Annotated in this window: 20 protein-coding genes; 13 read left to right on the forward strand and 7 right to left on the reverse strand. The window is 44.0% G+C overall.

Annotation, left to right across the window (positions count from 1 at the left end; genetic code table 11):
• Positions 1 to 321 precede the first annotated feature (321 nt).
• From C9I98_RS21815 to rmf, 8 genes are all read left to right on the forward strand, one after another.
• The gene (locus tag C9I98_RS21815; RefSeq protein ID WP_107272477.1) at positions 322 to 5,148 is read left to right on the forward strand and encodes an NAD-glutamate dehydrogenase; all 4,827 of its coding nucleotides are present in this window, start codon (positions 322 to 324) and stop codon (positions 5,146 to 5,148) included.
• Positions 5,149 to 5,447: 299 nt separating this feature from the next.
• Positions 5,448 to 6,458: a quinone-dependent dihydroorotate dehydrogenase gene (gene pyrD, locus C9I98_RS21820; RefSeq protein WP_036824583.1), complete on the forward strand. Its 1,011-nt coding sequence runs from the start codon at positions 5,448 to 5,450 to the stop codon at positions 6,456 to 6,458.
• Positions 6,459 to 6,707: 249 nt separating this feature from the next.
• Positions 6,708 to 7,256: a cell division protein ZapC gene (locus tag C9I98_RS21825; RefSeq protein WP_036824580.1), complete on the forward strand. Its 549-nt coding sequence runs from the start codon at positions 6,708 to 6,710 to the stop codon at positions 7,254 to 7,256.
• Positions 7,257 to 8,388: 1,132 nt separating this feature from the next.
• Positions 8,389 to 10,527 carry a bifunctional 23S rRNA (guanine(2069)-N(7))-methyltransferase RlmK/23S rRNA (guanine(2445)-N(2))-methyltransferase RlmL gene (rlmKL, locus tag C9I98_RS21830; protein WP_036816747.1) on the forward strand — a complete coding sequence of 713 codons (2,139 nt, stop codon included), beginning with the start codon at positions 8,389 to 8,391 and terminating at the stop codon, positions 10,525 to 10,527.
• Positions 10,528 to 10,785: a glutaredoxin family protein gene (locus C9I98_RS21835; RefSeq protein WP_036816744.1), complete on the forward strand. Its 258-nt coding sequence runs from the start codon at positions 10,528 to 10,530 to the stop codon at positions 10,783 to 10,785. It begins immediately after the preceding gene.
• On the forward strand, positions 10,772 to 12,694 hold the full coding sequence (gene uup, locus C9I98_RS21840) for an ATP-binding cassette ATPase Uup (protein WP_036816741.1): 1,923 nt from the start codon (positions 10,772 to 10,774) through the stop codon (positions 12,692 to 12,694). Before C9I98_RS21835 ends, uup begins: the two co-directional genes overlap by 14 nt.
• Complete coding sequence (locus C9I98_RS21845) at positions 12,694 to 14,847, forward strand: DUF3466 family protein (RefSeq protein WP_036816738.1); 2,154 nt, start codon at positions 12,694 to 12,696, stop codon at positions 14,845 to 14,847. The genes uup and C9I98_RS21845 overlap by 1 nt, the downstream gene beginning before the upstream one ends.
• A 170-nt stretch (positions 14,848 to 15,017) precedes the next feature.
• Positions 15,018 to 15,191, forward strand: coding sequence for a ribosome modulation factor (gene rmf, locus C9I98_RS21850; protein ID WP_036816736.1), 174 nt, complete (start codon positions 15,018 to 15,020; stop codon positions 15,189 to 15,191).
• 200 nt (positions 15,192 to 15,391) lie between these two features.
• Here rmf and fabA read toward each other — a convergent pair whose 3' ends face one another.
• Both fabA and C9I98_RS21860 read right to left on the reverse strand, forming a co-directional pair.
• The gene (fabA, locus tag C9I98_RS21855; protein WP_036816734.1) at positions 15,392 to 15,907 is read right to left on the reverse strand and encodes a bifunctional 3-hydroxydecanoyl-ACP dehydratase/trans-2-decenoyl-ACP isomerase; all 516 of its coding nucleotides are present in this window, start codon (positions 15,905 to 15,907) and stop codon (positions 15,392 to 15,394) included.
• Positions 15,908 to 15,975: 68 nt separating this feature from the next.
• Complete coding sequence (locus C9I98_RS21860) at positions 15,976 to 17,664, reverse strand: AAA family ATPase (RefSeq protein ID WP_036816731.1); 1,689 nt, start codon at positions 17,662 to 17,664, stop codon at positions 15,976 to 15,978.
• A 217-nt stretch (positions 17,665 to 17,881) separates the two neighbouring features.
• Between C9I98_RS21860 and matP the strand changes: the two genes are divergently transcribed.
• The 4 genes from matP (at position 17,882) to C9I98_RS21880 (ending at position 19,932) form a co-directional block, all read left to right on the forward strand.
• Complete coding sequence (gene matP / locus C9I98_RS21865; RefSeq protein ID WP_036816729.1) at positions 17,882 to 18,334, forward strand: macrodomain Ter protein MatP; 453 nt, start codon at positions 17,882 to 17,884, stop codon at positions 18,332 to 18,334.
• Positions 18,335 to 18,456: 122 nt separating this feature from the next.
• Positions 18,457 to 18,762 (forward strand): DUF3634 family protein, encoded by a 306-nt coding sequence (locus C9I98_RS21870; protein ID WP_036816726.1) that lies wholly within the window; start codon positions 18,457 to 18,459, stop codon positions 18,760 to 18,762.
• A 94-nt stretch (positions 18,763 to 18,856) separates the two neighbouring features.
• Entirely contained in the window at positions 18,857 to 19,255 is a 399-nt protein-coding gene (locus C9I98_RS21875; protein ID WP_036816723.1) for a PPC domain-containing DNA-binding protein, read from the forward strand.
• Between the two features lie 119 nt (positions 19,256 to 19,374).
• Entirely contained in the window at positions 19,375 to 19,932 is a 558-nt protein-coding gene (locus C9I98_RS21880; RefSeq protein ID WP_107272478.1) for a PaaI family thioesterase, read from the forward strand.
• A gap of 7 nt (positions 19,933 to 19,939) precedes the next feature.
• Here the strand turns inward: C9I98_RS21880 and C9I98_RS21885 are convergent, their stop codons facing one another.
• Entirely contained in the window at positions 19,940 to 20,185 is a 246-nt protein-coding gene (locus C9I98_RS21885; RefSeq protein ID WP_036816721.1) for a hypothetical protein, read from the reverse strand.
• Between the two features lie 288 nt (positions 20,186 to 20,473).
• Between C9I98_RS21885 and C9I98_RS21890 the strand changes: the two genes are divergently transcribed.
• The gene (locus tag C9I98_RS21890; RefSeq protein WP_107272479.1) at positions 20,474 to 21,211 is read left to right on the forward strand and encodes a PilZ domain-containing protein; all 738 of its coding nucleotides are present in this window, start codon (positions 20,474 to 20,476) and stop codon (positions 21,209 to 21,211) included.
• On the opposite strand, the gene C9I98_RS21895 is transcribed toward C9I98_RS21890, so the two are convergent.
• The 4 genes from C9I98_RS21895 to C9I98_RS21910 all read right to left on the reverse strand — a co-directional run bounded on the left by C9I98_RS21895 (position 21,208) and on the right by C9I98_RS21910 (position 23,928).
• Complete coding sequence (locus tag C9I98_RS21895; protein WP_036827753.1) at positions 21,208 to 21,588, reverse strand: response regulator; 381 nt, start codon at positions 21,586 to 21,588, stop codon at positions 21,208 to 21,210. The two genes, C9I98_RS21890 and C9I98_RS21895, sit on opposite strands and share 4 nt — an antisense overlap.
• 207 nt (positions 21,589 to 21,795) lie before the next feature.
• Positions 21,796 to 22,677 (reverse strand): hypothetical protein, encoded by an 882-nt coding sequence (locus C9I98_RS21900; RefSeq protein WP_146153900.1) that lies wholly within the window; start codon positions 22,675 to 22,677, stop codon positions 21,796 to 21,798.
• A 133-nt stretch (positions 22,678 to 22,810) separates the two neighbouring features.
• Entirely contained in the window at positions 22,811 to 23,251 is a 441-nt protein-coding gene (locus C9I98_RS21905) for a hypothetical protein (RefSeq protein ID WP_051902419.1), read from the reverse strand.
• Between the two features lie 368 nt (positions 23,252 to 23,619).
• Entirely contained in the window at positions 23,620 to 23,928 is a 309-nt protein-coding gene (locus tag C9I98_RS21910) for a winged helix-turn-helix domain-containing protein (RefSeq protein WP_081879023.1), read from the reverse strand.
• Positions 23,929 to 24,284: the final 356 nt, after the last annotated feature.

Here is a 24,284-nt window from a genome sequence, read left to right on the forward strand (position 1 = left end):
GATTACTTTTCTACTCATTTGGTATTAGAAAAAATAACCTTAAAATTAATAGGTTATACCAGTCGTACCAAGAGGGTTATCAAGTTGATGCTAAATTCGTCAAACTCAGATAATCCGACCAGCCAAAATCTTTACCTTAGTCACATATTCGATTTTTTCCTAGTCGACCAGTGATATTAACGTAACCTATCCGCAACAAAACACCCTACAATAGCAGTCGCAACTGGAAAGAATCTTATTGGTAAAATTGCCTGAAATTACCTATAGGATTTTTATAAAACTCTATACTTGATTGATAAAATATAACGATGGAGCATTGCTATGACCGCACCTGACCCTATAGTGCCGGTACTGCTTGAGAAAGTGTATGGCTTAATCCAGGATAAGATTGAGTCTCCTCAGCAGCCATTAGTAGAAGTGTTTGCTCAGCGATTGTTAGGACAACTTGCAGATGATGATCTGCTTCAACGGAATGAATCTGACCTTTACGGTGCTGTACTGAGTCTATGGCATCACCTTGCACAAAATAAATCGGATCAAATATCTGTTCGGGTATATAACCCGACGTTGAGTCGATACGGCTGGCAGTCAACACACACTGTTGTTGAGATTGTGACACCAGATCGACCGTTTCTTGTTGATTCGGTACGAATGACGTTGACGCGTTTGGGTATTACTAGCCACTTGATGCTAAACGGCCCGTATTACTTCAAGCGTGATGAGAAAGGCACCATTACCGAAGCCTGCGGTAAAGACGGTGAACTGCAAACCTTATTCCACATTGAGGTTGATAGACTCAATAAAAAAGATGAGCTTGAAGCATTAAAACAAGAACTCGAACAAGTGCTTCAGGATATCGATCTCGTGGTTAACGACTGGCAACCGATGCAGGAAAAAATGCAGTCGATTGTCGAAGATCTGAAAAAAGCAGATTTACCGGTTAATAAAGAGCACCGCGAAGAAGCCATTGCCTTCCTTGATTGGGTTACTCACCATAACTTTACGTTCATGGGCTATCACCAGTACGACTTAATTCCTATTGAAGGGGATTACGAACTGCGTCCATGTGATGACAAAGGGTATGGCTTATTGAGCAAAGATACGCTCAAAACTATTCGTTTGTCCCAGTTGCCTGAGTCTGCACGCATTGAAGCGCGCAAACCAGAGTTACTGATTCTAACTAAGAGTAACAGCAAATCGAAGATCCACCGTCCTGCATATACTGATTACATTGGTATCAAGCGTTTTGATAAAGACGGTAATGTGATTGGTGAACACCGCTTTACCGGTTTGTATGCTTCGACAGCGTATCACCAGACAGCCATGAACATCCCGCTGATCAGTAACAAAGTGTCCCGTATTCTTGAAGATAGCCGTTACCCATCAGGATCTCATTCATGGAAGGCGCTAAACAACCTACTGGAAACTTACCCACGCGATGAGTTGATCCAAGCAACTGAGAAAGAAATGTTGGATGTGGGCTGCGGTGTAGTACAAATGCAAGATCGTGATCTTCTGCGTTTGTTTGTGCGTCGTGATCCTTTCGGCCGCTTCTTCTCTTGTATGGTGTACGTAACCAAGGAACGTTATAACACTGAGCTACGAAGCAAAACACAAGAAATCTTGAAAGAGTACTTCGGATCAGCTGAGACGGTTGAATTCACGACTTTCTTCTCGGAAAGTCCGCTAGCGAGGACGCATTATATCGTGCGTGTAGATAACAATAACTTCGATGTTGATGTTAAGGCGGTAGAGCATAACTTGGTTGAAGCGGCTTCATCATGGGAAGATCGCCTAAGCGGTGCGTTAGCGGCAAACTTTGGTGAAAGCAAAGGTACCTTGTTAGCCAAGAATTACGCCCGTGCTTTCCCGCGTTCTTATAAAGAACAGATGCTATCAGGCTCGGCAGTGGCTGATATCGAACAACTTGAAAGCCTAAGCGAAGATAACAAGCTGGGTATGTTGTTCTACCGACCACAAGAAGAAGCGTCAGATTCGCGTTTCGTGAAACTTAAACTATTCCACCGCGATGAGCCTATTCACCTATCAGATGTCATGCCAATGCTGGAAAACCTTGGCTTGCGTGTGATCGGAGAGTCGCCGTACCAGATCGTGACGGCAAGTGGCACTGTCTATTGGATCCTTGATTTTGCGATGCTTCATAATGCCTGTACGGGTATTGATTTGAGTGAAGCTCGTGATCGATTCCAGGAAGCCTTTTCTGCTATTTGGCATGGCGAGATTGAAAGTGATGGTTTCAACCGCTTGGTGCTTTGTGCCGGGCTAACGGGTAGGGAGATCACTATCCTTCGTAGCTTTGCGCGCTATATGCGCCAAGTTGGCTTCCCGTTTAGTCAGCACTATATCGAAGAGACGCTAGGTAGCCACAGTGATCTTGCTCGTGATTTGGTGAAGCTATTTAGCCTGCGTTTTGACCCTGCGGCCAAGCACAGTGAGAAAGCAGAGCAAGATCTGATTGCTAAGTTGAATGCGAAGCTTGAGCATGTAGAAAGCCTAGATGATGATCGAATCATCCGTCGTTATATGGAGATGATCCTAGCGACGCAGCGTACTAACTACTACCAGCTGGATGATAATGGACAGCCAAAACCTTGGTTGTCGTTAAAACTTCGTCCTTCTGAGATCCCGGAAATTCCAGCACCAGTGCCATTCTTCGAGATCTTCGTTTATGCGCCAGATATCGAAGGTGTTCACCTGCGTGGTGGTAAAGTTGCTCGTGGTGGTCTGCGTTGGTCGGATCGCCAAGAAGATTTCCGAACTGAAATCCTCGGCCTTGTGAAAGCGCAGCAAGTGAAGAACACCGTTATCGTTCCTGTGGGGGCGAAAGGTGGCTTTGTTTGTAAACGTCAGCCTCAGCTTTCAACCCGTGAAGAGATTTGGGCTGAAGGGCAGCGTTGCTACAAGCGCTTTATTCGTGCCTTGCTTGATGTGACTGATAACATTGTTGATGGCGAACTACTGCCACCAGCCCATGTTGTGCGTCATGATGAAGATGACCCATATTTGGTTGTAGCAGCCGATAAAGGAACGGCAACATTCTCAGATTTAGCCAACTCAGTATCAGAAGATTATAACTTCTGGCTGGGTGATGCTTTTGCTTCAGGTGGTTCGAATGGTTATGACCACAAGCAAATGGGCATTACCGCCAAAGGTGGTTGGGAATCGGTTAAACGCCATTTCCGTGAACTAGGTGTGAATTGCCAAACAACCGACTTCACCTGTGCCGGTATTGGTGACATGGCGGGTGACGTATTTGGTAATGGTATGTTGCTTTCTAAGCACATTCGCTTAGTCGCAGCGTTTAACCATTTGCACATCTTCTTGGATCCTAACCCGGACTCGGCAACCAGCTGGGAAGAGCGCGATCGTTTGTTTAAACTACCTAGATCTAGCTGGGAAGATTACGATCAAAGCTTGATCTCTGAAGGTGGTGGGATCTTCTCTCGTCGAGCGAAGTCGATCAAATTGACACCGCAGATCCAGAAGCTGCTGGGTACTCGCAAACAGTCTCTTACACCTAACGAGCTAATCCGCTTAATCCTATGTATGGAAGTGGATCTACTTTGGAATGGTGGTATCGGTACGTATGTGAAGTCTGAGCTAGAGACACATACAGACGTTGGTGACCGTGCTAATGACGCTTTGCGTATTAATGGTAACGAGCTACGTGCAAAAGTCGTGGGCGAAGGGGGTAACCTTGGTCTTACCCAGCTAGGCCGTGTTGAGTTTGCTATGACGGGTGGCCTTGTTAACACTGACTTTATTGATAACGTAGGTGGTGTTGACTGTTCGGACAACGAAGTAAATATCAAGATCCTCCTAAATAGCTTGGTTACTGGTGGCGATCTGACTTATAAGCAGCGTAATGAGTTGCTAGAGCGGATGGAAGATGAGGTTGGCGATATCGTGTTGGATGATGCGTATTGCCAGAGCGAGTCCATTTCTGTTACTCAGCAGCAGCAAGTGCAATTGCTGAAAGAGCAGATCCGTTTCATTCATCACTTAGAGAAGAACGGCAAGCTGGATCGTGCGCTTGAATACTTACCTGATGACGATACGCTTGCAGAGCGTGAAAAGGCGGGGATGGGGCTAACACGCCCTGAGCTTGCGGTACTCGTGGCCTACGGCAAGATGGTACTGAAAGAAGATCTAGTCACTGACGAAGTTGCGAATGATCCGTACCATGCCCGTTTGTTGCCGGCTTATTTCCCGAAAGAGTTGCAGGAAAAATACCGTCCGCAAATGGAACACCATCCACTTCGTAAAGAGCTGATTGCAACGTCTTTGGCAAATCAGATGTCTAACGAGATGGGCTGTAACTTCGTTACTCGTCTGCAAGAAGAAACAGGCGCAACAGTTGCTGAAATTTCATCGGCGTATTCTGTAGGCCGTGAGGTATTTAACTTCGAAAGCTTCTTCGAGCAGGTAAGGGGGTTAGATAACGAAATTACGGCTGAAGTGCAGTATGAGGTGCTTTACCGCTGTCGACGTATGCTTCGCCGTGCAACACGTTGGATCTTGCGTAATCGTGACCGTAAGCTAGGCATTGAGCAGATGATCAGTGTTTATCAGCCTATCGTTCATAAGCTGCGTGATAACCTTGAAAGTTACCTTGTAACAGAAGAGGTGCAAGAGCACAACGAGCAAGCTGAAGTGATGATCCAAAGCGGGGTACCGGCTGATTTGGCTCATAACATCGCTCGCCTAAGCAGTTTGTACTCAGCAATGGATATTGCCCAGATCGCGAAAGAGCTGGATAAAGATATCGACTTTATCTCCCGTGTTTACTTTGTGATTGGTGCTGACTTATCGCTTCACTGGTTCTTGAAGCAGGTACATAACCAACCGGTTGAAAACCACTGGCAGGCACTGGCGCGAGCGTCGTTCCGGGAAGATCTCGATTGGCAGCAACGCCAATTAACGTCTGCTGTGATCACAAGCGGGCTTGAAGGCGAGGATGCCATTGCCTTGATCGAAAACTGGATGGAAGCGCACCAGGTTGCCATTCATCGCTGGAACACAGTATTAGCTGAGTTCAAAGTGGGTACAACACATGAATTTGCCAAGTTCTCTGTTGCACTACGTGAGTTGATGCTACTTAACCTGAATTGTCGCTCAACAGCTTAAATTCGGTCATAAATACAAAATTGGTTTATAACTAGCTGATTTTAAGTTAAATATTAATGTTAAAAGCCACTAAGTTTATCTTGGTGGCTTTTTATTTTGCCTTTACTAACATCATGAAAACGATTGCGTTTTTCTTAGCTGAAAAAAACAGGCTATAAAGTGTTAATTATAGTTATTAGGGCAGGGTAATCGGTATTATGAAGTGTTTTTATGAATAAACTTAAAAAAATAGTTTGAATTTAACCGACAAAGTGTGAATAATGTTCTCCCGTTTACACGGGGCTTTTTTAGGAGGTACAATGATTTACCGCCTCGCTCGATCTGCTATTTTCCAGCTTGATGCTGAAAAGGCACACGATCTAGCTATTCAGAACTTTTCTCGCTTTACTGGCACTCCTCTCGATCTTTTCTATCGACAACACGTTCCTGATCGTCCCGTTGAAGTAATGGGCATCAAATTCAAAAACCCAGTTGGCCTAGCTGCTGGCTTAGACAAGAACGGCGAATGCATCGATGCATTTGGCGCAATGGGTTTTGGTTTCGTTGAAGTGGGCACGGTAACACCACGACCACAGCCAGGTAACGACAAGCCTCGTTTGTTCCGCGTTATTCCTGCGGAAGGTATTATTAACCGCTTTGGTTTCAACAATTTAGGTGTAGATAACCTAATTGAAAACGTTAAGAAATCAAACTATGACGGTGTTATCGGTATTAATATCGGTAAAAACAAAGATACGCCAATTGAAAAGGGTGTGGATGATTACCTGATCTGTATGGAAAAGGTGTATCAGTATGCGGGTTACATTACCGTCAACATTTCTTCGCCTAACACACCTGGACTGCGTACGTTGCAATACGGTGAAATGCTAGATGATTTGCTGTCTCAACTAAAAGAGAAGCAAAAGGAGCTAGCAGAAAAGCACGGTAAGTATGTACCTCTGACACTTAAGATCGCGCCGGATCTTGAAGATCACGAAATTAAGCAGATTGCTGAGTCATTGATCAAAAATGAGATCGACGGCGTTATCGGTACTAACACGACATTGGATCGCTCGTTGGTGCAGGGCATGCCGCATTGCGATGAAGCGGGTGGTCTAAGTGGCCGTCCTTTGCAAAACCGCAGTACTGAAGTGATTCGTATGCTGGCCGAAGAATTGAACGGCGCACTGCCTATTATTGGGGTAGGTGGTATTGATTCTGCTATCTCTGCACGTGAAAAGATGGCAGCGGGTGCTAGCCTGGTGCAGATTTACTCTGGTTTCATTTATCACGGTCCAAAACTGGTCAAAGATATTGTGACTAACATCTAGCGTTTAATAGAACGACTACAGTTAGTTAATGAAGTCGGTGCTTGGGGGAACTCAAGCACCGACTTTTTTTGTTTATAGAGATATGACAGATCTGCATTCATGCGATTTTTGTCAAACTTTCAGGGTTTTACAGTTGTTTTACCCATTTTATTTCCCCTTTTAATTTGCTCAATGCGAAGTAAAATTCTTCTAAAGGTTTGTTTCAATCGTTAGATAAGCTGTATAACGAACTGATTTTGGAGCGATTACGTGTTAAAACCAAATAATTCATGGACGTGGTATTACGACCAAAAGGATGACTCCCTGATGCTTGATCTGGGTGACGATATGGTTTTCCGCGTAGCCATTCCAACCAAGCACCTTGTTCCTACCGCTTTTGAAAAATCAACGTTTACCGTTGATGATGCGACGGTTTATCAGAGCTTTATCGAAGGCATTTCTGATCTCGACCTTTCCGCACCTCGAAAAGCTGAGTTGGCCCTTAATGCTGTTGCTGCCAGCCGCTTCCATAAGCCACTAATGCCCAAAAGTTGGTTCTTTCAGAACCTAGAAGGGGATTGCACACCAGTTCAAGCCGAGATTGTTACCCTGTACACAGAATCAGGCAAAGGCAACTATTTGGTTATCGAAAACAGCGGTTGCGCAAGTTTATGTATGCTGGCCGATGTGGAACCCTTATCACTGACTTCTACCAAAGATATGAAGTTCTGCGAGGTGATTAAGGTCATGAACGACCGTATGGAAGCCTTCCAGGTTGAGGTAGAGGTGGCACCAATGAGCTTTGCGCTTGTCGGATAGAAGCTAAAATCGGTGACCTTGTCACTAGTTAGTGATTCTACTTCATTTCTCAGCTTTACCCTCATACCGTATTTTCCTTTCCTTTCCTTTCCTGGCTACCCTTGTGACTAATCCAATACGTTAGGTTAGCTGAATTAACATCATCTTAAGCTCAAGCCACATAACCCCAATCATGTCTATCTAGCTCTAGCTCTAGCTCTAGCTCTAGCTCTTTGCGCTTTTCTTATATCAATCCCACGATGACGGAAAGAGGAGTGAATGGCTATGTACACAATGTCTGATAGATAGCTGGAAAGGTCATCAACTTAGAGCGTGAACTTAGTCTGGGCTATTGGCTATAGCTCACATGCGGCATGCCAAGTAATGCCTAGATTTTTTTCGTGTAACGCACTTTTTGGAATGAACATCTATATGTTAACCAGATTGTTGGTGTGGCTATTATTGGGCGCTCTGTATGATTCTTGAACAAAATAAGTGAGCTAGTTCAGAAAATATAAACTTTTTTGTCTTTATTTATTGCCTATTTTTGCGATAAAAGGTCAAAAAAACACCATAAATTGTTTCCTATTCTCTATTGAAATTTCCGCGATCTTCCTCCTTTTCCCGTTTATTGAAAGTTTTATTCAAACACTTTCAATACGTGATTATTTCCCCAATCCAATTAATTCCAGATAGGACGCAATCAATATTGCATTACTTTTACTGCTCGATAGTGAAAGTAAGTACATACAAATATTCATATGACAATCAAGGTTTGCACCTTAAAAATCTCGCTGTAAGTTGTTGTTTTGCAATCTTGTTTCTTGTGGTGAACAATGGTGGTTGCAGTTATTGTTGTTTGCTTGATGGTTATTGTGTCCATATGGAAACAGTTCATTTTGCCCAATTGTTTACAGGTGGAAACGGTGGGTGATTTTGGGGATGGGGGTGATTATCGTGTAACTATTAGCTTTAGCGGGGATGGAGAAAGAAATCGTTGAGGGAAATTGGCGGTTTTAACTCGCTATTCAATGAGGCATGAACACTGATTGCTGCTTTTTTAGCTAAATACGCACTTAACTTCTTTTTATCACAAGGTATTTAGTGGGTTTTCAGTTATAATTCATCGCAACATAAGTGCGAAAAGAACTCCATGAATCAATATCTAGCTATCACTTCACGAGGCCTTGAAAACCTCCTTGCAGAAGAATTAGAACAACTTGGTGCGAGCAACATTCAGGTTGTCCACGCAGGCGTCCGTTTTAAAGCAGAGCAAGCAACCGCATATCGTTGCTGTCTTTGGGTACGTACAGCCTCTCGAATTATTCAGGTCCTAAGCGAATTCAATGTTCGTGATGATATGGACTTATACCTTGGTGCAACGGCAATCAACTGGCCTGACTACTTTGGTAGCGACACGCGTATTATCGTTGACTTCAATGGTACCAACCGTGAGATCCGAAATAGCCAATATGGTGCAATGAAGGTTAAAGATGCCATTGTTGACCGTTTTACCAAGGCTGATCTACGTCGTCCGAGTATCGACCGCGAGCGCCCTGAACTGCGTATTCATATGCGTCTATCTGGTGAGAAAGGGGTACTGGGTCTTGATATGGCTGGCAGTGGTCTTCACCAGCGTGGCTACCGCAGTGAGTCGGGTAAGGCACCATTGCGTGAAACCCATGCTGCTGCATTGGTAATGAAGTCTGGTTGGACTGCTGAGAAGCCAATGCTTGACCCTATGTGTGGTTCAGGCACCTTACTTATTGAAGCTGCGATGATGGCGGCGGATATTGCGCCTGGTATTAAACGCAAGCGTTGGGGCTTTGAGTCAATTAAAGACTTTGACAAAGAAGCTTGGCTAGAGATTCATGCAGAAGCGAAAGTAAAAGCGCGTCGTGGTCCTTCAAAAGTCGAGACTAAGTTCTTTGGCCGTGAAATGGATCGCCGTGTGCTTAGTATTGCCCGTGATAACGCTGGCCGTGCTGGTGTTAAAGACTTAATTGATTTTGAGTATGGCGATGCGACGCAATTGACGGCGCCGGAAGGCTTCTCCGAAGGGACAATTCTATGTAACCCTCCTTACGGTGAGCGTCTGGGCACAACGCCTGAGCTGATCTCACTGTATACCGAGTTTGGTAACCGTCTGAAGTTGGCGTTTGCGGGTTCGACTGCCGCTATTTACTCATCAAACAATGAGCTTCTAAGTTGCCTGCGTATGCGTGCAGACAAGCAATTTAAGCTTCGCAACGGCGCGTTGGACTGCGTGCTTAAGAGCTACCTAATCACCGCTGGTGGTGTGAAGCAGGTGGAAGGTCAAGAAGAAGGTCAGCTTGAAGAGAAACAAGTTGCGCCAGATTTTGCCAACCGCTTGAAGAAAAACATCACTAAATTGAACAAGTGGGCGAAGAAAGAAGGGCTTGAATGCTACCGCATTTATGATGCCGACTTGCCTAACTACAACGCTGCGATCGACAAGTACAAAGATTATCTGGTTATTCAGGAATACGCGGCACCTAAGTCGGTACCAGAAGAAACCGCTCGTCGCCGAATCATGGATATTCTACGTGCAACGATTCAGGTAACCGGTGTTGAGAACAACAAGGTCATTCTAAAAGTACGTGAGCGCCAGAAAGGTAAGAGCCAGTACCAGAAACTATCCAGTGCCGAACGCCACATGACGGTAAACGAGTATGGTGTTGAGCTAAAAGTGAACCTGTACGATTACCTTGATACCGGTTTGTTCCTTGACCACCGTATTACCCGTCGTAAGTTGGGTGAGATGGCACAGGGTAAAGACTTCCTCAACCTGTTTGCTTACACCGGCTCTGCAACTTGCCATGCGGCATGTGGTGGCGCGAAATCGACTACCACGGTTGATATGTCGAACACATACCTGCGTTGGGCTCAAGAGAACATGGAGCTAAACGGCAAGGTAGGGCGTGAACATGAGTTCATCCAAGCGGATTGTTTGCAATGGCTACAAGAGGTGGATGATACGTTCGACCTGATCTTTATTGATCCGCCTACGTTCTCGAACTCTAAGCGTATGAACCAGAGCTTTGATGTTCAGCGTGACCACATCATGCTGATGGAAAACCTGAAACGCATGCTTCGTCCTAACGGACAGATTGTGTTCTCGAACAATAAGCGCCATTTCAAGATGGACTTCGAGAAACTGGAAGTCCTTGGTTTACATGCCAAGAATATTTCTGATAAAACGTTGCCAATGGACTTTGGCCGCAACAAGCAGATCCACAACTGCTGGATTATTACCCACAAGGAAGATTAAGTGCTAATCACGCTCTATAGCACAGAGGGATGTCATCTATGCGAGCAGGCTTATGGCCTGCTCGTACAAGCAGGCGTCGAAGCGCAGGTTCAAACGGTAGATATTGCCTTTGACGATGCGCTTTTTTCTCGTTACGGCGTCACTATCCCTGTACTCGCTATCCAACATAACGATCCTTCATTTCAAAGCCCTGAGCTTGGTTGGCCTTTTGACGCCGACCAGCTGGCTGCATGGTTAAACGAAAATGGCATTAATTAAAATCAGTAACGCCCAACTGGCGTATGGTGATCACGCGCTGCTAGATAAAGCAGAGTTCCTTCTTCAGCCTAACGAACGCGTTTGTTTGGTAGGTCGCAACGGCGCTGGTAAATCAACCCTAATGAAGGTGATTGCCGGTGATGTACTGCTTGATGATGGCAGTATTCAGCGTCAATCAGAGCTAAAGGTTTCGCGTCTTGAGCAGGATCCACCGCGTGATGCAGAGGGCAGCGTATTTGATTATGTGTCGGAAGGCTTGGCCGAGATTGGCCTGGTTCTAAAAGAGTACCACCGCCTACTGGATTTGATCACGCATGAACCGACTGAATCCAACTTTGCCAAGTTGGCTCGCGCTCAAGAGAAAATCGATCATGCGGATGCGTGGCAGTTTGATAATAAAATCACCTCTGTATTGCAGCACCTGCAACTTGAGCCGAATACCTTACTGAAAGACTTGTCAGGCGGCTGGCAGCGCAAGGCTGCGTTGGCTCGTGCGCTGGTTTGTAGCCCTGATATCTTGCTGCTTGATGAGCCGACCAACCACCTGGATGTATCGACGATTGAATGGCTGGAAGGTTTCCTGAAAGAATTTAACGGTGCGATTGTCTTTATCTCGCACGACCGTGCCTTTATCCGTTCCATGTCTACCCGAATTGTCGATTTGGATCGTGGCCAGCTGGCGTCTTTCCCTGGTGACTATGACAAGTACCTTGAAGACAAGGAAGAGATGCTGCGTGTCGAAGCCGAGCAAAATGCCGAGTTCGACAAGAAACTGGCGCAGGAAGAAGTGTGGATCCGTCAGGGGATTAAAGCCCGTCGTACCCGCAACGAAGGCCGCGTACGCGCACTGAAGCAGCTGCGCCGCGAACGCAGCGAGCGCCGTGAAGTGGTCGGCAAGGCTGATATGCAGCTTCAAGATGCCCAGCGCTCAGGCAAAATTGTCTTTGAAGCTGAAAACATCAGCTACAGCTACGGTGATAAGCCAATCATTAAAGACTTTAGCTTTAATGTTATGCGCGGGGACCGTATCGCACTGATTGGCCCGAATGGTTGTGGTAAGAGTACCTTGCTTAAAATCATGCTGGGTAACTTGGAGTCACAGGGTCACTTCCATTGTGGTACTAAGCTTGAGGTTGCTTACTTCGATCAGTACCGTGAAGTGCTCGATCCTGAAAAAACAGTGATGGACAACCTTGCCGACGGTAAGCAAGAAGTCACGGTTAATGGCCGTACACGCCATGCTCTGGGCTACTTGCAAGATTTCCTTTTCCACCCGCGCCGTGCTCGTACGCCGGTAAAAGCCCTGTCGGGTGGTGAGAAAAACCGCCTGTTGTTGGCGAAACTTTTCCTTAAGCCTAATAATTTATTGGTGCTAGATGAACCAACTAACGATTTAGATATCGAAACTTTGGAACTTTTGGAAGAAATTCTTGCCAACTATCAGGGTACGTTATTATTAGTGAGCCACGATCGTCAGTTCGTTGATAATACAGTCACAACAAGTTGGATTTTCGAAGGGAATGGTGTCATCGATGAGTACGTTGGTGGCTACCACGATGCGCAAGAACAACGAGCGAATTCGCTAAGTCAAATAGCGAAAGCGCAGGCGGCTCAAATTGAAGCGGCCAAAAAGAAAAATGAGAACAAGCAGCGCCAGGCTGACCGCCCTAAAGCAGGTAAGAAGCTTTCTTACAAACTGCAGAAAGAGTTGGAAGATCTGCCGCTAAAGATTGAAGAACTGGAAAACGAAATTGCTGAACTGCAGGAAAAAATTAACGATCCTGCGTTCTTCTCAGATGTGAAGAATGATACTCAATCGGTGCTAAGCCGATTGGCCGATGCGGAATCGGAGTTTGAGCAGGCGTTCGAACGTTGGGAAGAATTAGAAGCGATGCAAAAGGAATCTTAATGCAACACAAGACATTAAAGCTATCGACACTGGCGATTCTGATCGCCGGTGCCACACATGCCAACGCTGCTGTATACCGTGTGGTAGAAGTTGATGCATCTAAAGAAGTAGCAAACAACCAATACTTCCCTCAAGTGACGGCTGATCTGAATGATAGTATTCGTTTCTATGGACAAGGGTTATTTACAGCCTCCTCCAGAGCAAGTTGTTTTACTGAAGAGTGTGATGAAACAGAATACCTTGTTTATGGTGAAAGTCGTTTAGGTGCTGATGGTATCAATTATCGCGATGAAGTACCGTTTCTGAGCGATAATTACCAAGAAGTTAATGATGTCATTGAGTTAGAAAGGTACTGTGATCGAAACCTTGGACCAAATACTTGTGAAAACTGGGCGAGAACGCAGTTCTACGGTTCATTCTATAACGAGAATGACCGTGGTGATCGCACAGGTCTTGGTGGTTTTGTTCGTGAATTAGAGGCGTGGTCACAAAACTATTATTCGAATGCGACTGCTATGGTTGAAAGCGGGCAAACTCTGAGTCCATTAATGACATTTGCTGATGAGAGCTCAGGTTATAGTGATGAGGTTAAAGGTTATCTTGGTACTATTGTAGATAGTGTTGGTCAGCACAAATCTACAAATAGTGTTGTAAATAGTGCCGGTACTTCGTCTTTAGGTGATTATAAACTAGGTGTTACAAGTGCTGCTTACTTTTACGATGGTAGTCGCTATGCTCGCCAGTTCAATAAGCGTGGTTTCGTTAATGCTGGTACTTCGATGTTTGGTCTCGAACCGATAGAAGGTCAGAATAATGAGCAGGAAGAAGGTCAAAGTAGTGTTAACAGTGACGAGTTAATTCAAAAGGCTGGGCAGACTTTAGCATGGGATGCTGTTGAGTATAATGGCAACCTGTTAGTCGTTGGTAGTGCATCATTTAACCCAAGTAACTTTAGAGACAGTGATAAGGTTCCTGACCGCGATATAAGCACTGACCCGAATTATAATAGTAATTCTTTCCGTGATTGCTTAGATGATTACTTTGCTACCAGTAATAATACTCCAAACTTAGATGCTTTTTATAATACTCGAGAGTGTCAAATTTCGGTATTTGCTAATGATGCTGCTTTCTGGACTATTGGTTCTGATGAGCAGCTTGTAGCTCGTTCAATAGCTGAACGTGTAGATCGAAATGGAGTAACTTATGAAGCACTTGATCCTGATAACCGGGATCGTACCTTCCAAGGTTCAGCGCGAGCTGTAGAGTTAGTTGATGGCTCACCTGTGATTGTTGGTTTCACTACAGATTCAATTAATAAAGAATCGATCAATGAAGCTCGTAAAGACTACTATGCGGTTCGTGCAGCTGTGTATGAGCTAAAGTTTGATTCTACTGGCTCTGTAGCGGAGAATCAGTGGGAAAGGAAAATAATCCCTGGCTTGCCAATTGAAGACAACAGTGGTGATCGTCGATTAACATATTCGATTGCTACCGATGTAAACCAGAACAACATGGTTGTAGGTGTTGCAAAGAACTACTTTGCTGAGAACCGTTCATATGCTGAGCGTATCTTTGTGTTTGATAACAACACCGACACAGTCTCCTACATTGATGAAACAACAACTTCGACTGATGTCTTTTTTGCTGGTGCCAATGGTTACCCTGCCGCTATCAACAAACATGACCAGGTTGTTGGCCGTGTGGATTCAGAAACTGCAAACCAAGTCGATGGTAAGTTCCGCCGTCAGCGTGGTTTCACGTACATTGCAGGTAGTGATATCGCTGATTCTCCACTGACATCGAATAAAGCATGGTTGCTTGATGACTTAACGTATGGGGGTGAAGACGATGAAATCTCGATTGCAAATAACCAGTTCCGAATTGCTGATGCAACAGGCATTACTGATGATGGCGTAATTTCAGCAACGGCATTCAAGTGTGAAGGCGGTTATGACACGTTTACCAAAGAATCATTCTGTAAGGGTGGTGAACCGAACGCAGAGAAACAGGTTGCGGTTAAGCTGATTCCTGTTCCAGCAGGTGAGATTCAGGCTCGTCCAGCGGAAGAAGAGACCATTAAACGACAAGGCGCTTCTTTGGGTATTTTTGCTCTGACACTACTTGGCTGGCTAGGGTTCCGTCGCCGCAAGTAATTTCTTGTTAGATTTGTTCGTTTTTTACTCAGGCTCACAATTTGTGAGCCTGAGTCGTTTCTGGGCTTGATCTACCGCTTCACTTGGCTAATTCTTAATAGTGGAGTCACAAAAACTCCATCATTATGCAAAAGTAATGAAAGAAACCGAATAAGGATGAGGATCGTACTATGAAGAGACAAAAGCGGGATCGTTTGGAACGCGCACAATCTCAAGGCTACAAGGCTGGTATTAATGGTCGTTCCAGTGAAGAATGTCCGTATCAACAAACGGATGCCCGTACTAACTGGCTAGGTGGCTGGCGAGAAGCAAGAGAAGATCTGCAATCTGGCCTATTTAAATAATAATCTCCCTTCATATCACCCTTATGCAAGCCCCTTTCAGGAGAAGGGGCTTCTTGCTATCTAGGGCTAGGAGATTAGCCCCAGCCTTAAACCCGATTAGCGATTCATCCATTATGGCTGATTTCTCTATACTTCAGGCAAAAGAAAAGGCTGCACAGGGCAGCCTTTGGGAATGATTAAGAAACTATCTTAAACGTAGATTAGAACGTTGACGTATCTTTGAAAAGACCGACTTTAAGATCTTTAGCAACATAGATTTCTTTACCGTCAACCAGTACGCGGCCATCAGCAACGCCCATAATTAGCTTGCGGTTGATAACGCGTTTTAGCTGGATTTCATACGTTACTTTTTTCGCTTCCGGCAAGATTTGGCCTGTGAATTTCACTTCGCCAACACCTAGGGCGCGACCTTTACCTTCACCGCCTTGCCAGCCAAGGAAGAAACCCACTAGTTGCCACATCGCATCAAGGCCAAGACAACCAGGCATTACAGGGTCACCTTTGAAGTGGCAATCGAAGAACCATAGGTCAGGGTTGATATCCAGCTCAGCGTGGATGAAACCTTTGCCATGCTCGCCACCTTCGTTGGTAATAGTAACGATGCGGTCAATCATTAGCATGTTGTCAGATGGTAAGGATGGGAATTCGGGACCGTAAAGTTCGCCTTTACCACATGCAACAAGTTCGTCGTAGTTATAAGATTGCTGGCGTTTCATCAGACTTTAATGCTCCTTAAAAAGTATGAAGGCAATTTAGCTTACACATGTAAGCCAGACAACTCGGATCAGTGCTGGACAAACCAGTTTCTAATGCGACCTAACCAACTGACTTCGCTATTAAGTTCTCCGTTATGGAAAGTATCGATACGCTGTGCTATTCGAGAAAGTAGCGTTTCAGTTTCTTCCTCTTCACTACGGAACACCATGCCGGTAAGTAGTGGCAGGGCGTCGTCAACGCTTTCAACGGTCCATAAATGGAATTGGCCTGACTTGATTGCGTTGAGAACTTCATCGTTCAAACATAGGTTAGTTAAGTTTGTTTTCGGTAAAATGACACCTTGCTTGCCTGTCAGCCCACGGAAGGCACAAACCTTGTAGAACCCTTCAATTTTTTCATTGATCCCGCCCACAGCCTGTACACGGCCAAATTGGTCCACAGCGCCCGTGACTGCAATTTGTTGGTTGATAGGCTGGATAGCCAAGGCTGAAACTAGCGAGCAAAGCTCAGCAAGGGAGGCGCTGTCACCATCGACTTCAGAATAGGATTGTTCGAATACAATGGATGCGGCATAAGGCAGAGGCTGGTCTAAATCGAGCGCAGTACTGAGGAAGGCCTGCATAATCATCATGCCTTTGGCGTGAATATTACCGCCAAGCTCAGCTTTGCGTTCAACGTCAGAAATATCACCATCGCCAAAGTGTACCACACATGAGATACGTGCTGGTTCGCCGTAGGCACGAGGGTGTCCTGGCACTTCAACAACGGTTAGGCCATTTACTTGGCCAATTTCTTCGCCCTGGCAGTTAATCACAACCTGACCATGGTGAATATCCTCGATAGCACGTTCTGGTAGGTACGATTCGCGGTATTCACGTGCTTTTATTGAATTATCAATATCTTTAGCTGAAATGGTGTTACCCTGTGACTCAATTGCCGCTTCACACAGTAGGCTTTGGTGCCATAACGGGCACAAAGGTACGCGGGTTTGGTCTTCGGCGTATCGTGCACCGGTTTTTAATACCATCTCGATAGCGGCAGTATCGGCCAGTTCTGGTAGCGATGCCTTGGCGATAATGGCTTTTAGATAAGAAAGGTAAAGCGGTAGGTTAGCTTCATTGATAACCAAATCCTGCTCAAACTCGCCATACATGGTAAAACCAGAAGAGACATCAGGCTCGGCGTGCTCCAGTTCGCCCATTAAATAGCGATCGCCAATCAGTACTAGCTTGATGTTCAACTGCTCTGCTGGTGGCAGTGGGTATAGCCTTTTGTTAGAAGCAGCTTGCCATTCTAGCGAGCCATTCATCAACACTGATTTGAGGCGAGGCCACAAGCTCGGGTTGCTAAGAATGGCTGCGACAGAAAGCACGAGGTAACCGTTATTGGCTTGATGAACTAAACCATGCTTAACTTGCGGCTTATGCAGGCCGCTTTCTTCTAGTGGCGGGTAGACAGTACCAAATAGGTTTTGCTCTGTAACGTTTTCACCAGCCACAATAACAGGTGGCTCGCCATTGCTTGGTGCATGTTGTGAGAGTAGTTCAATAACATAGTCTCGGTAGACCTTGTTATCTGGCGCAGTAATACGTAGCACACGAGGCTGTATTTCTACAGCGGTAAACCGGCGTACAGCATCCGTAAGACGATCTTGCAACGTGCCTGTTACTGCAGGAGAGAGAGCGTCATATTGAGAAAGGATGGTTTGGTATGTCGAGTAATCTGGAGTCATTGTACGCCAAGTTTCTTCTTGCATGGGCTTCTGCTTTATTTCGTTAGTGTGAAAAAGACAGCAGTATAAATGAATCAATAGCCGCATAATAGGTATATCACGACGATTATTTCATGATTTGCGCTGTGAGTGAGATCTGCTTAAAAACAACTGGTTAAAACTCAAAATCCAATTGAGCTTTAGCTTAGTTAAGGTTACACTGTCACCCTTAAGTTTAGACTTATCGAGAAAACCTGACACTATGAAATATCAGCAGCTTGAAAACTTGGAAGCCGGTTGGAAATGGAATTATTTGGTAAAAAAATGGAAAGAAGGCGAAGCAATTACATGCTACATCGATACCAGTGAGGCTGAAGCTGCTGTAAAAGATTTACTTGCTATCGAGCATGAGCCAACCCGCGTGCTCAAGTGGATCAACAAGCATATGTCAGCAGATCTTGATAAAAAGCTCAAGCAGGCGATCCGTGCCAAGCGCAAGCGCCACTTCAATGCCGAGCAGGTTCATACCCGTAAAAAATCCATCGACCTTGACTACCGTGTTTGGGAAAAGCTAGCAGAGAAGTCTAAAGAGCTTGATTGTACGCTGTCAGACACCATCGAATATTTATTGAGTGAGTCGAATAAGACAGAGCAGGCCAGCAAGAAAGTACTGGATATTAAAAACGATCTCCATGAGTTGCTCGACTTTGACTAATCAAGCTACGAACGAAGCAATAAATTGCCCGCTCTGAGGGCATGGGTCGGCGGTAATTGATTTGAAGGCAAAAAATGCCGCGGTGATGTAGGATTAAAAATAAACGCTGAAAGGAGTAGCGAATGGAATATGTGATCGTCCTGGCTATTATTGTATTTGTTTTAGTCTTTTGGGACAGGCCAATTATGGTGTTGACCTTTGAGGATGGAAAACTCACGCAATCTAAAGGCAATATTCCTAATGGCTTTTTAATGGGATGCAAAGATATCGCCCATAAACAACCGTTCTCGGGCAAGATCAAGGTCTATAAAAATCGCTTTACCACCAAGCTTGTGTTTTCAAAGTCGGTACCATCGAAAGTCAAACAACGGATTCATAACGTCTTTCCGTATAGTGGTAATACCAAGAAGCGCGGTAAGCGTGCCTAAAATTCCTTGTTGATTGCACTTACACTGAAAAGCTTCTTAGGAAGCTTTTTTTGTTTCTCGTACACTGTTTTTATTCTGCATATAAGGAGCTCACATGCTGACACCACATGCCTTTCGTTTAACCCAAGGGGCTGATTTGAAACTGGCTATGCTTGATTATGTCAAAGCTCACCAGATCCAAGCGGGCTCTCTGCTAAGCACTGTTGGCTGTTTATCTGTGGCAGTTATCCGGTTAGCGAATGAAAGTGAAACTATAACGCTGGAGGGGCCGTTAGAGGTATTGTCATTAACAGGTACACTCACGCCTGAGCATGTTCATTTGCATATTTCAGTGGCAGATGCGAATGGCGCTGTCTATGGTGGCCATCTTGTGGAAGGCTCAATAGTTTCCTATACCGCAGAGGTGTGCTTAGCGGCTTATGAAAACCTGACATTCACTCGTGAATTTGATGAGAAAACTGGCTTCACAGAGCTGTGTGTGAAACCTCGTTAGTTCTACGGACTGGAGATAGTATTTGAGGCAGTTACTTCGTTAGCTTAGAGGACCTTGACGATTCTGCATACCGTATATACTGAATGAATAAGGACTTTTTAAGGTGGCGGTATTGTTCTATGCAGAAAAACGTCGATTCAACGCATTCTGAATTAAATCAAACCGATTTTTCGGTCTTGTCAGCAAGGCAGCAGTCGTTTCAGCGCCAAATTAAAGGCAATCACTGTTATGGTTGCGGAAGTGAAAACCCTGATGGACTCAATATACAAAGCTATTGGGCACTGTCTATCAATGGTGAGTTGCTTGAGGAGTCACTTTGCCACTTTGAGCCAGAACCGCACCATAGTGCTGCACCTACACATTTTTTAAATGGCGGGATCATTGCGACGGTAATTGATTGCCACTGTATTTGTACTGCAATGGCATACGCTTACCAGCGAGCTGGTCGACCGATTGGTCAAGGAGAGGGATTATGGTTTGCAACCGGTGCGTTATCCTTGAAGTACCATCGCCCGGTAGGAATGGACTCAACCATCATTTTAAAAGCGCATGTTATTGATTTTAGTGAGTCGAAAGCTGAGCTGGAATGTCAGTTATTTTCGAACAGTAAAATGGCAGTATCAGCTAAATTAACTGCTGTGCGGGTGCCCGATGAATGGATGCGTACACCGGGCTGATGATTGATTATTTCATGGCATTCATTAGCTCATGCTGGCTTTCTAAATAGCGCGTGATTTTTGTTTTTAATATCGTCAATTCTTCCTCTGCTTGTTCACGCTTCTTCTTTTCATGTGCAAGCTTATCGCCAAGTTCAACCGCAAGATAACCGCCTTTAATTAAGGCTTTTGTTGTTACTGAGGTTTCGGTAAGTGCTTTAAGATCTTCAATCATGTAGTAGTGTTGTTCGATATTTCTTATTGTAATGGCCATAAATCAGTTACTTGCGTTAAAAGATAGCATTATGTAATTAATGACGAGGATGTCAATATCTTTGATTGCATTGTTCCGAAGCGGATATCTTTTAATTTTCACTTTTTGCAATCAAAGTAGGTTTTATATTTAGGGTGATGACTTATCAGAAAATCTCATGGCTGTTTGCTTTTTAACCTACTAAATGGTTAAAGTCACACTCTGTAAATGCTGACGGTTGTCAGTGTGATTCATCACGTATTAGAATGACCTATTGGTAAGAATATAAATTATTATAAGGGTTATAAATTGATCCAGCAGGGACGGTCATTTTCGCAACACGCAGCAAAAAATGAAACCTGGGAAGAAGTCGTACTTGGCGAGCAGGCGATTGAAAGGCTTAAACATGGCTCAGGTGTAACCCTGAGTGTGAAAACCCCTCTAGGACGTTTATACCGCGTTGAAACCACTTTTATTGGTACCAATAGTCAAAGCGAACTTTTCTTTGAGCTACCTAGTGTACTTAACGCTGATTTATCTAATTACTTTGATGCCGGTTTCAAAGTAACGGTTAAGGCAATTTCGGATAAAGGCGAGGGCGCTATCATCCAGTTTCAAAGCATTATTAATAATGTGGCTTATAAGCCATTTCGCTTGTTGTCTTTATCGATGCCGCATAATGCACATTTACGTCCATTACGAAATGAACCAAGGTTCGATGTGAAGCTAGACGCTGTGGTTGTTGGCCAGTCACGCGAGTTGGCAGTCAAACTGCAAGACTTGTCGGCTAATGGTTGTCGGTTTATCACCGATTATAACGGCCCGTCGTTTAGTGAAGCGATGACTTTAAATTTGGTGGTGACTAAGCCTGATAACCAACAACAATTTTCACTGACAGGCACCGTGAAAAACCATCATAAGAAAGGATCAACCAAACAATATGGGTTGCAGTTTGATACCCGTGGCGCTATTCAAGTTAAAGCATTAATGACCCAGCTAATCTTTGATGGTTCTCATTTGTCATTTAAGAAAGCAGGGGCGAATTAGTCTGTAGCAATACCCGCTGCCACTTTCTCTAAACAGCGCTGCAACTTCTGCATTGATAGTGGTTTGACGATGTAATCATTGGGTTTGTGGGAAATGACGCGCTTTACGGTTTCGATTTCACTATCACCGGTGACAATCACAACGGGTAAGTCAGCATACTGTTGACGAATGTACTCTAGAACTTCAATCCCATCCAGAGGGGTAACCAAATTGAGGTCAAGGAAAACACAGTCAACTTCGTTCTTAAGCAGTATATTGTATGCCTGTTGAGCTGAGGGGGCATAGAGCAACTTTTGTGGCTTAGCGCATTTACGGAGTAATTGAGCCAAAATGTTGGCCATCATCTTATTATCTTCAATGATAAGAAATTTTTTCATGTAGTTCTTATTCCTTTAATCACGGCAATAACATATCAAAAAGTAATTACTGTGTACGTCCTTATATTTATACTAGGAAAAAAATAACACAGCGATAATGTGCAGTCAGCATTTATGTGTTGAGGATCATATTTTATTTACAAACCAGTGAGTAAAGATTACTTCCTAGCGCACTATAACTTTATATGTGTTAATAAAATCATCAGGTTAGTTACGATTTAATGTCATGTATCTAACTACAATCATTAAAATGATAGCCATCCAGGCGAAATGGATTTCGGGCTCATTTATTTTGGTTAAGCTGTCTTCTGAGCTATCGAAATCAGAAGGGAGATTGGGTTTGGTGGGTGAATTGCTGTCGTTTGCTGGTGGTTGTGAAACCTCAATTGTTTCATTGAGCACTGGCAATGCTGGTGGATCCAAATCTGGCGCTTTAACTCCATCACTCGTAGCTTCATTATTTGAAGTTGACAACTGATCCTCGGTTGACCCTAGTGAAATAAAACTATTGTTAAACAAACTTGATTGGCTGGGTTGTACATTACGATCAGAAATTGCTGACATAGAAAAAGTTGGGTAGCTGCTGTTCATGCTTATTGGATTAGGCGAATCAAATAATAATTGGCCTGAAAACGGATTGTTGTGAAAGCTGCTTAATTGATTAAAAGCAAAGTGATCAGAGGTGACGCTGTCATCTTGTGGGTGGATGGAGAGCTCTGGATTAGTGTAGGTGTCGTTGCTTAAATCAAGGTTATCAAATAGAACATCAAAGGGGATTTTAATAATCTCATCATTATCAACATGTGAATGTAAAAGCGTTAATAAAGTTTGATCACCTTGGCTGTTAATCGTTTGCGGTTGGTCTGGTGCTTGGTATCCTTCAGGCTGCATTTGATTGAACGAAATTCGATCGCTTTTATCAATAGTTGCTAAAGCTGCTTCGCTATCCGACGGTGTAGAGTGAGCAGAAGAAGCCTTTACTCCATGCAATCGTTTATTGGAGCCTAGGTGAAAATAAATAATCGTAACTATCGATATTCCAATGAGTAGCCATAAAAAGTAGATGTAATTTCTCTTGATTGGAAACATAAGCCACCTTGCTCGTTTTGTACTCAATCCTATCTAAATAAGCGTAATGCAAAAAATACATCACAACAAATAGTGATAGGTTGTGCATCTGTTTTTATGGCTGATTAAAAGTGCTACGTTGTCACTTTTTAGGTTATACAACGCTACCGGTCAAGACGCTGTTTAGATGGAGGGGAGTCTTTGATTTGGTAATGAAGACCCCACGTTGATCCGATATAAGAATTGCGTTTTCGCCATTGGATTCTATGAAGTAACTCCGTGCTGTTAAGTGTTGATTATGATCTGCAGTGTTTTGTTCTTTCGCCAAAACAAAGTAATGAGCGCCGTAACGTAAAAAGAGTCCGTAAAATTGTTTGGATACGACAATATCATTATCAATGTTGTAGCCGAAATATTGCATCTTAATTCGACCGCGTATCTGCGTCATCATGAAAGACTCATGTCCAACTCCGGCATAGTGACTATGAAATTGGTATTTGTTTATGGTTGAAAATGCAGAAATAAAACCAATGCTTAATGCCGCAACGAGAGCTAGCGTCACTCCCAGTATTGCCTTTTGTAAGTGTTTAACCATTGCAATCACCTTGTTGTATTTTACTAGTAAGGTCCGTTATCTTTTCTGAGTCATAGGAGAGCAACTGATACTGGTGACACAAACCTCCCAAAGGGAATGCAACAATGGTGTTATCACTGTCAGGTTCCTGTTCAATAACGTCAGTGACAGCTGTTGGTAAGTTAAAGCCGTCTGTATATGCGGGGTAGCCAGCAATTTTGGTCGATTCTACGAAAAAAGCATATTGAGATAACGTAAATAATGTCGCAACAAAAAAAACCAGTGTGACACTGTGACTTGAAAGCGCAGATTTTATCCTTGAAGCGGGGAAAGGCGAAACACTATTAAACCAATGACACTGGCTCAACTCTGTTGTTAAAGAAATATCTTCAAGAGGTGACGCTGTAGCGCTCTGTTGGCCATTTTGTATCCTCAGTAAATAAACCTTTCTTGGGCTCAGTCACGATGATATCTTCAGCACCTAATGAAGAAAAGGCTGAACGAATGTGCTTGATGGCCACATTGAGTGAACTGCTTGTCACTACCTTTCCGGTCCAGCACTTCTCCAACAAAATTTCACGGCTAACCGCTTGATTAGGGGTGCTCGCTAATAATCGGACAATCAGGCATTCAGAACGTGATATTTTTAAACTGTAATTGTCTGAAATTCGAGTAATTTGCTGTTGGTTTGGATCGATAAAAAACCTTCGATCTCAATAGGTTCTATTAATTCTTGCATTAGTATCCTATGAGGCTGATTGTTCACGTTGGATTCTAAGTTGATCCATTATTTGGGGCAATTTATTTGGGGGTGTTTATTTTTCTGATTTATATGCCAACTGTAAACGGCCGATTACTCACGTAAGTCGGCCCAGTATACAGATGAATAAATTAGCATTAGATGTTGAGTTTATATCCCAAGTACATAATGATCCGCACCAGCAGTTTTGGACACCGAGTTAAGTGAGTACAATCACTAACGAGGTGAATCATGACAAACAAGAAGAAACGTATTATCCATTCTCCTGAATTTAAAGCAGAAGCCCTTAAACTG

This window comes from Photobacterium sanctipauli, from assembly GCF_003026495.1.
Classification (GTDB): domain Bacteria; phylum Pseudomonadota; class Gammaproteobacteria; order Enterobacterales; family Vibrionaceae; genus Photobacterium; species Photobacterium sanctipauli.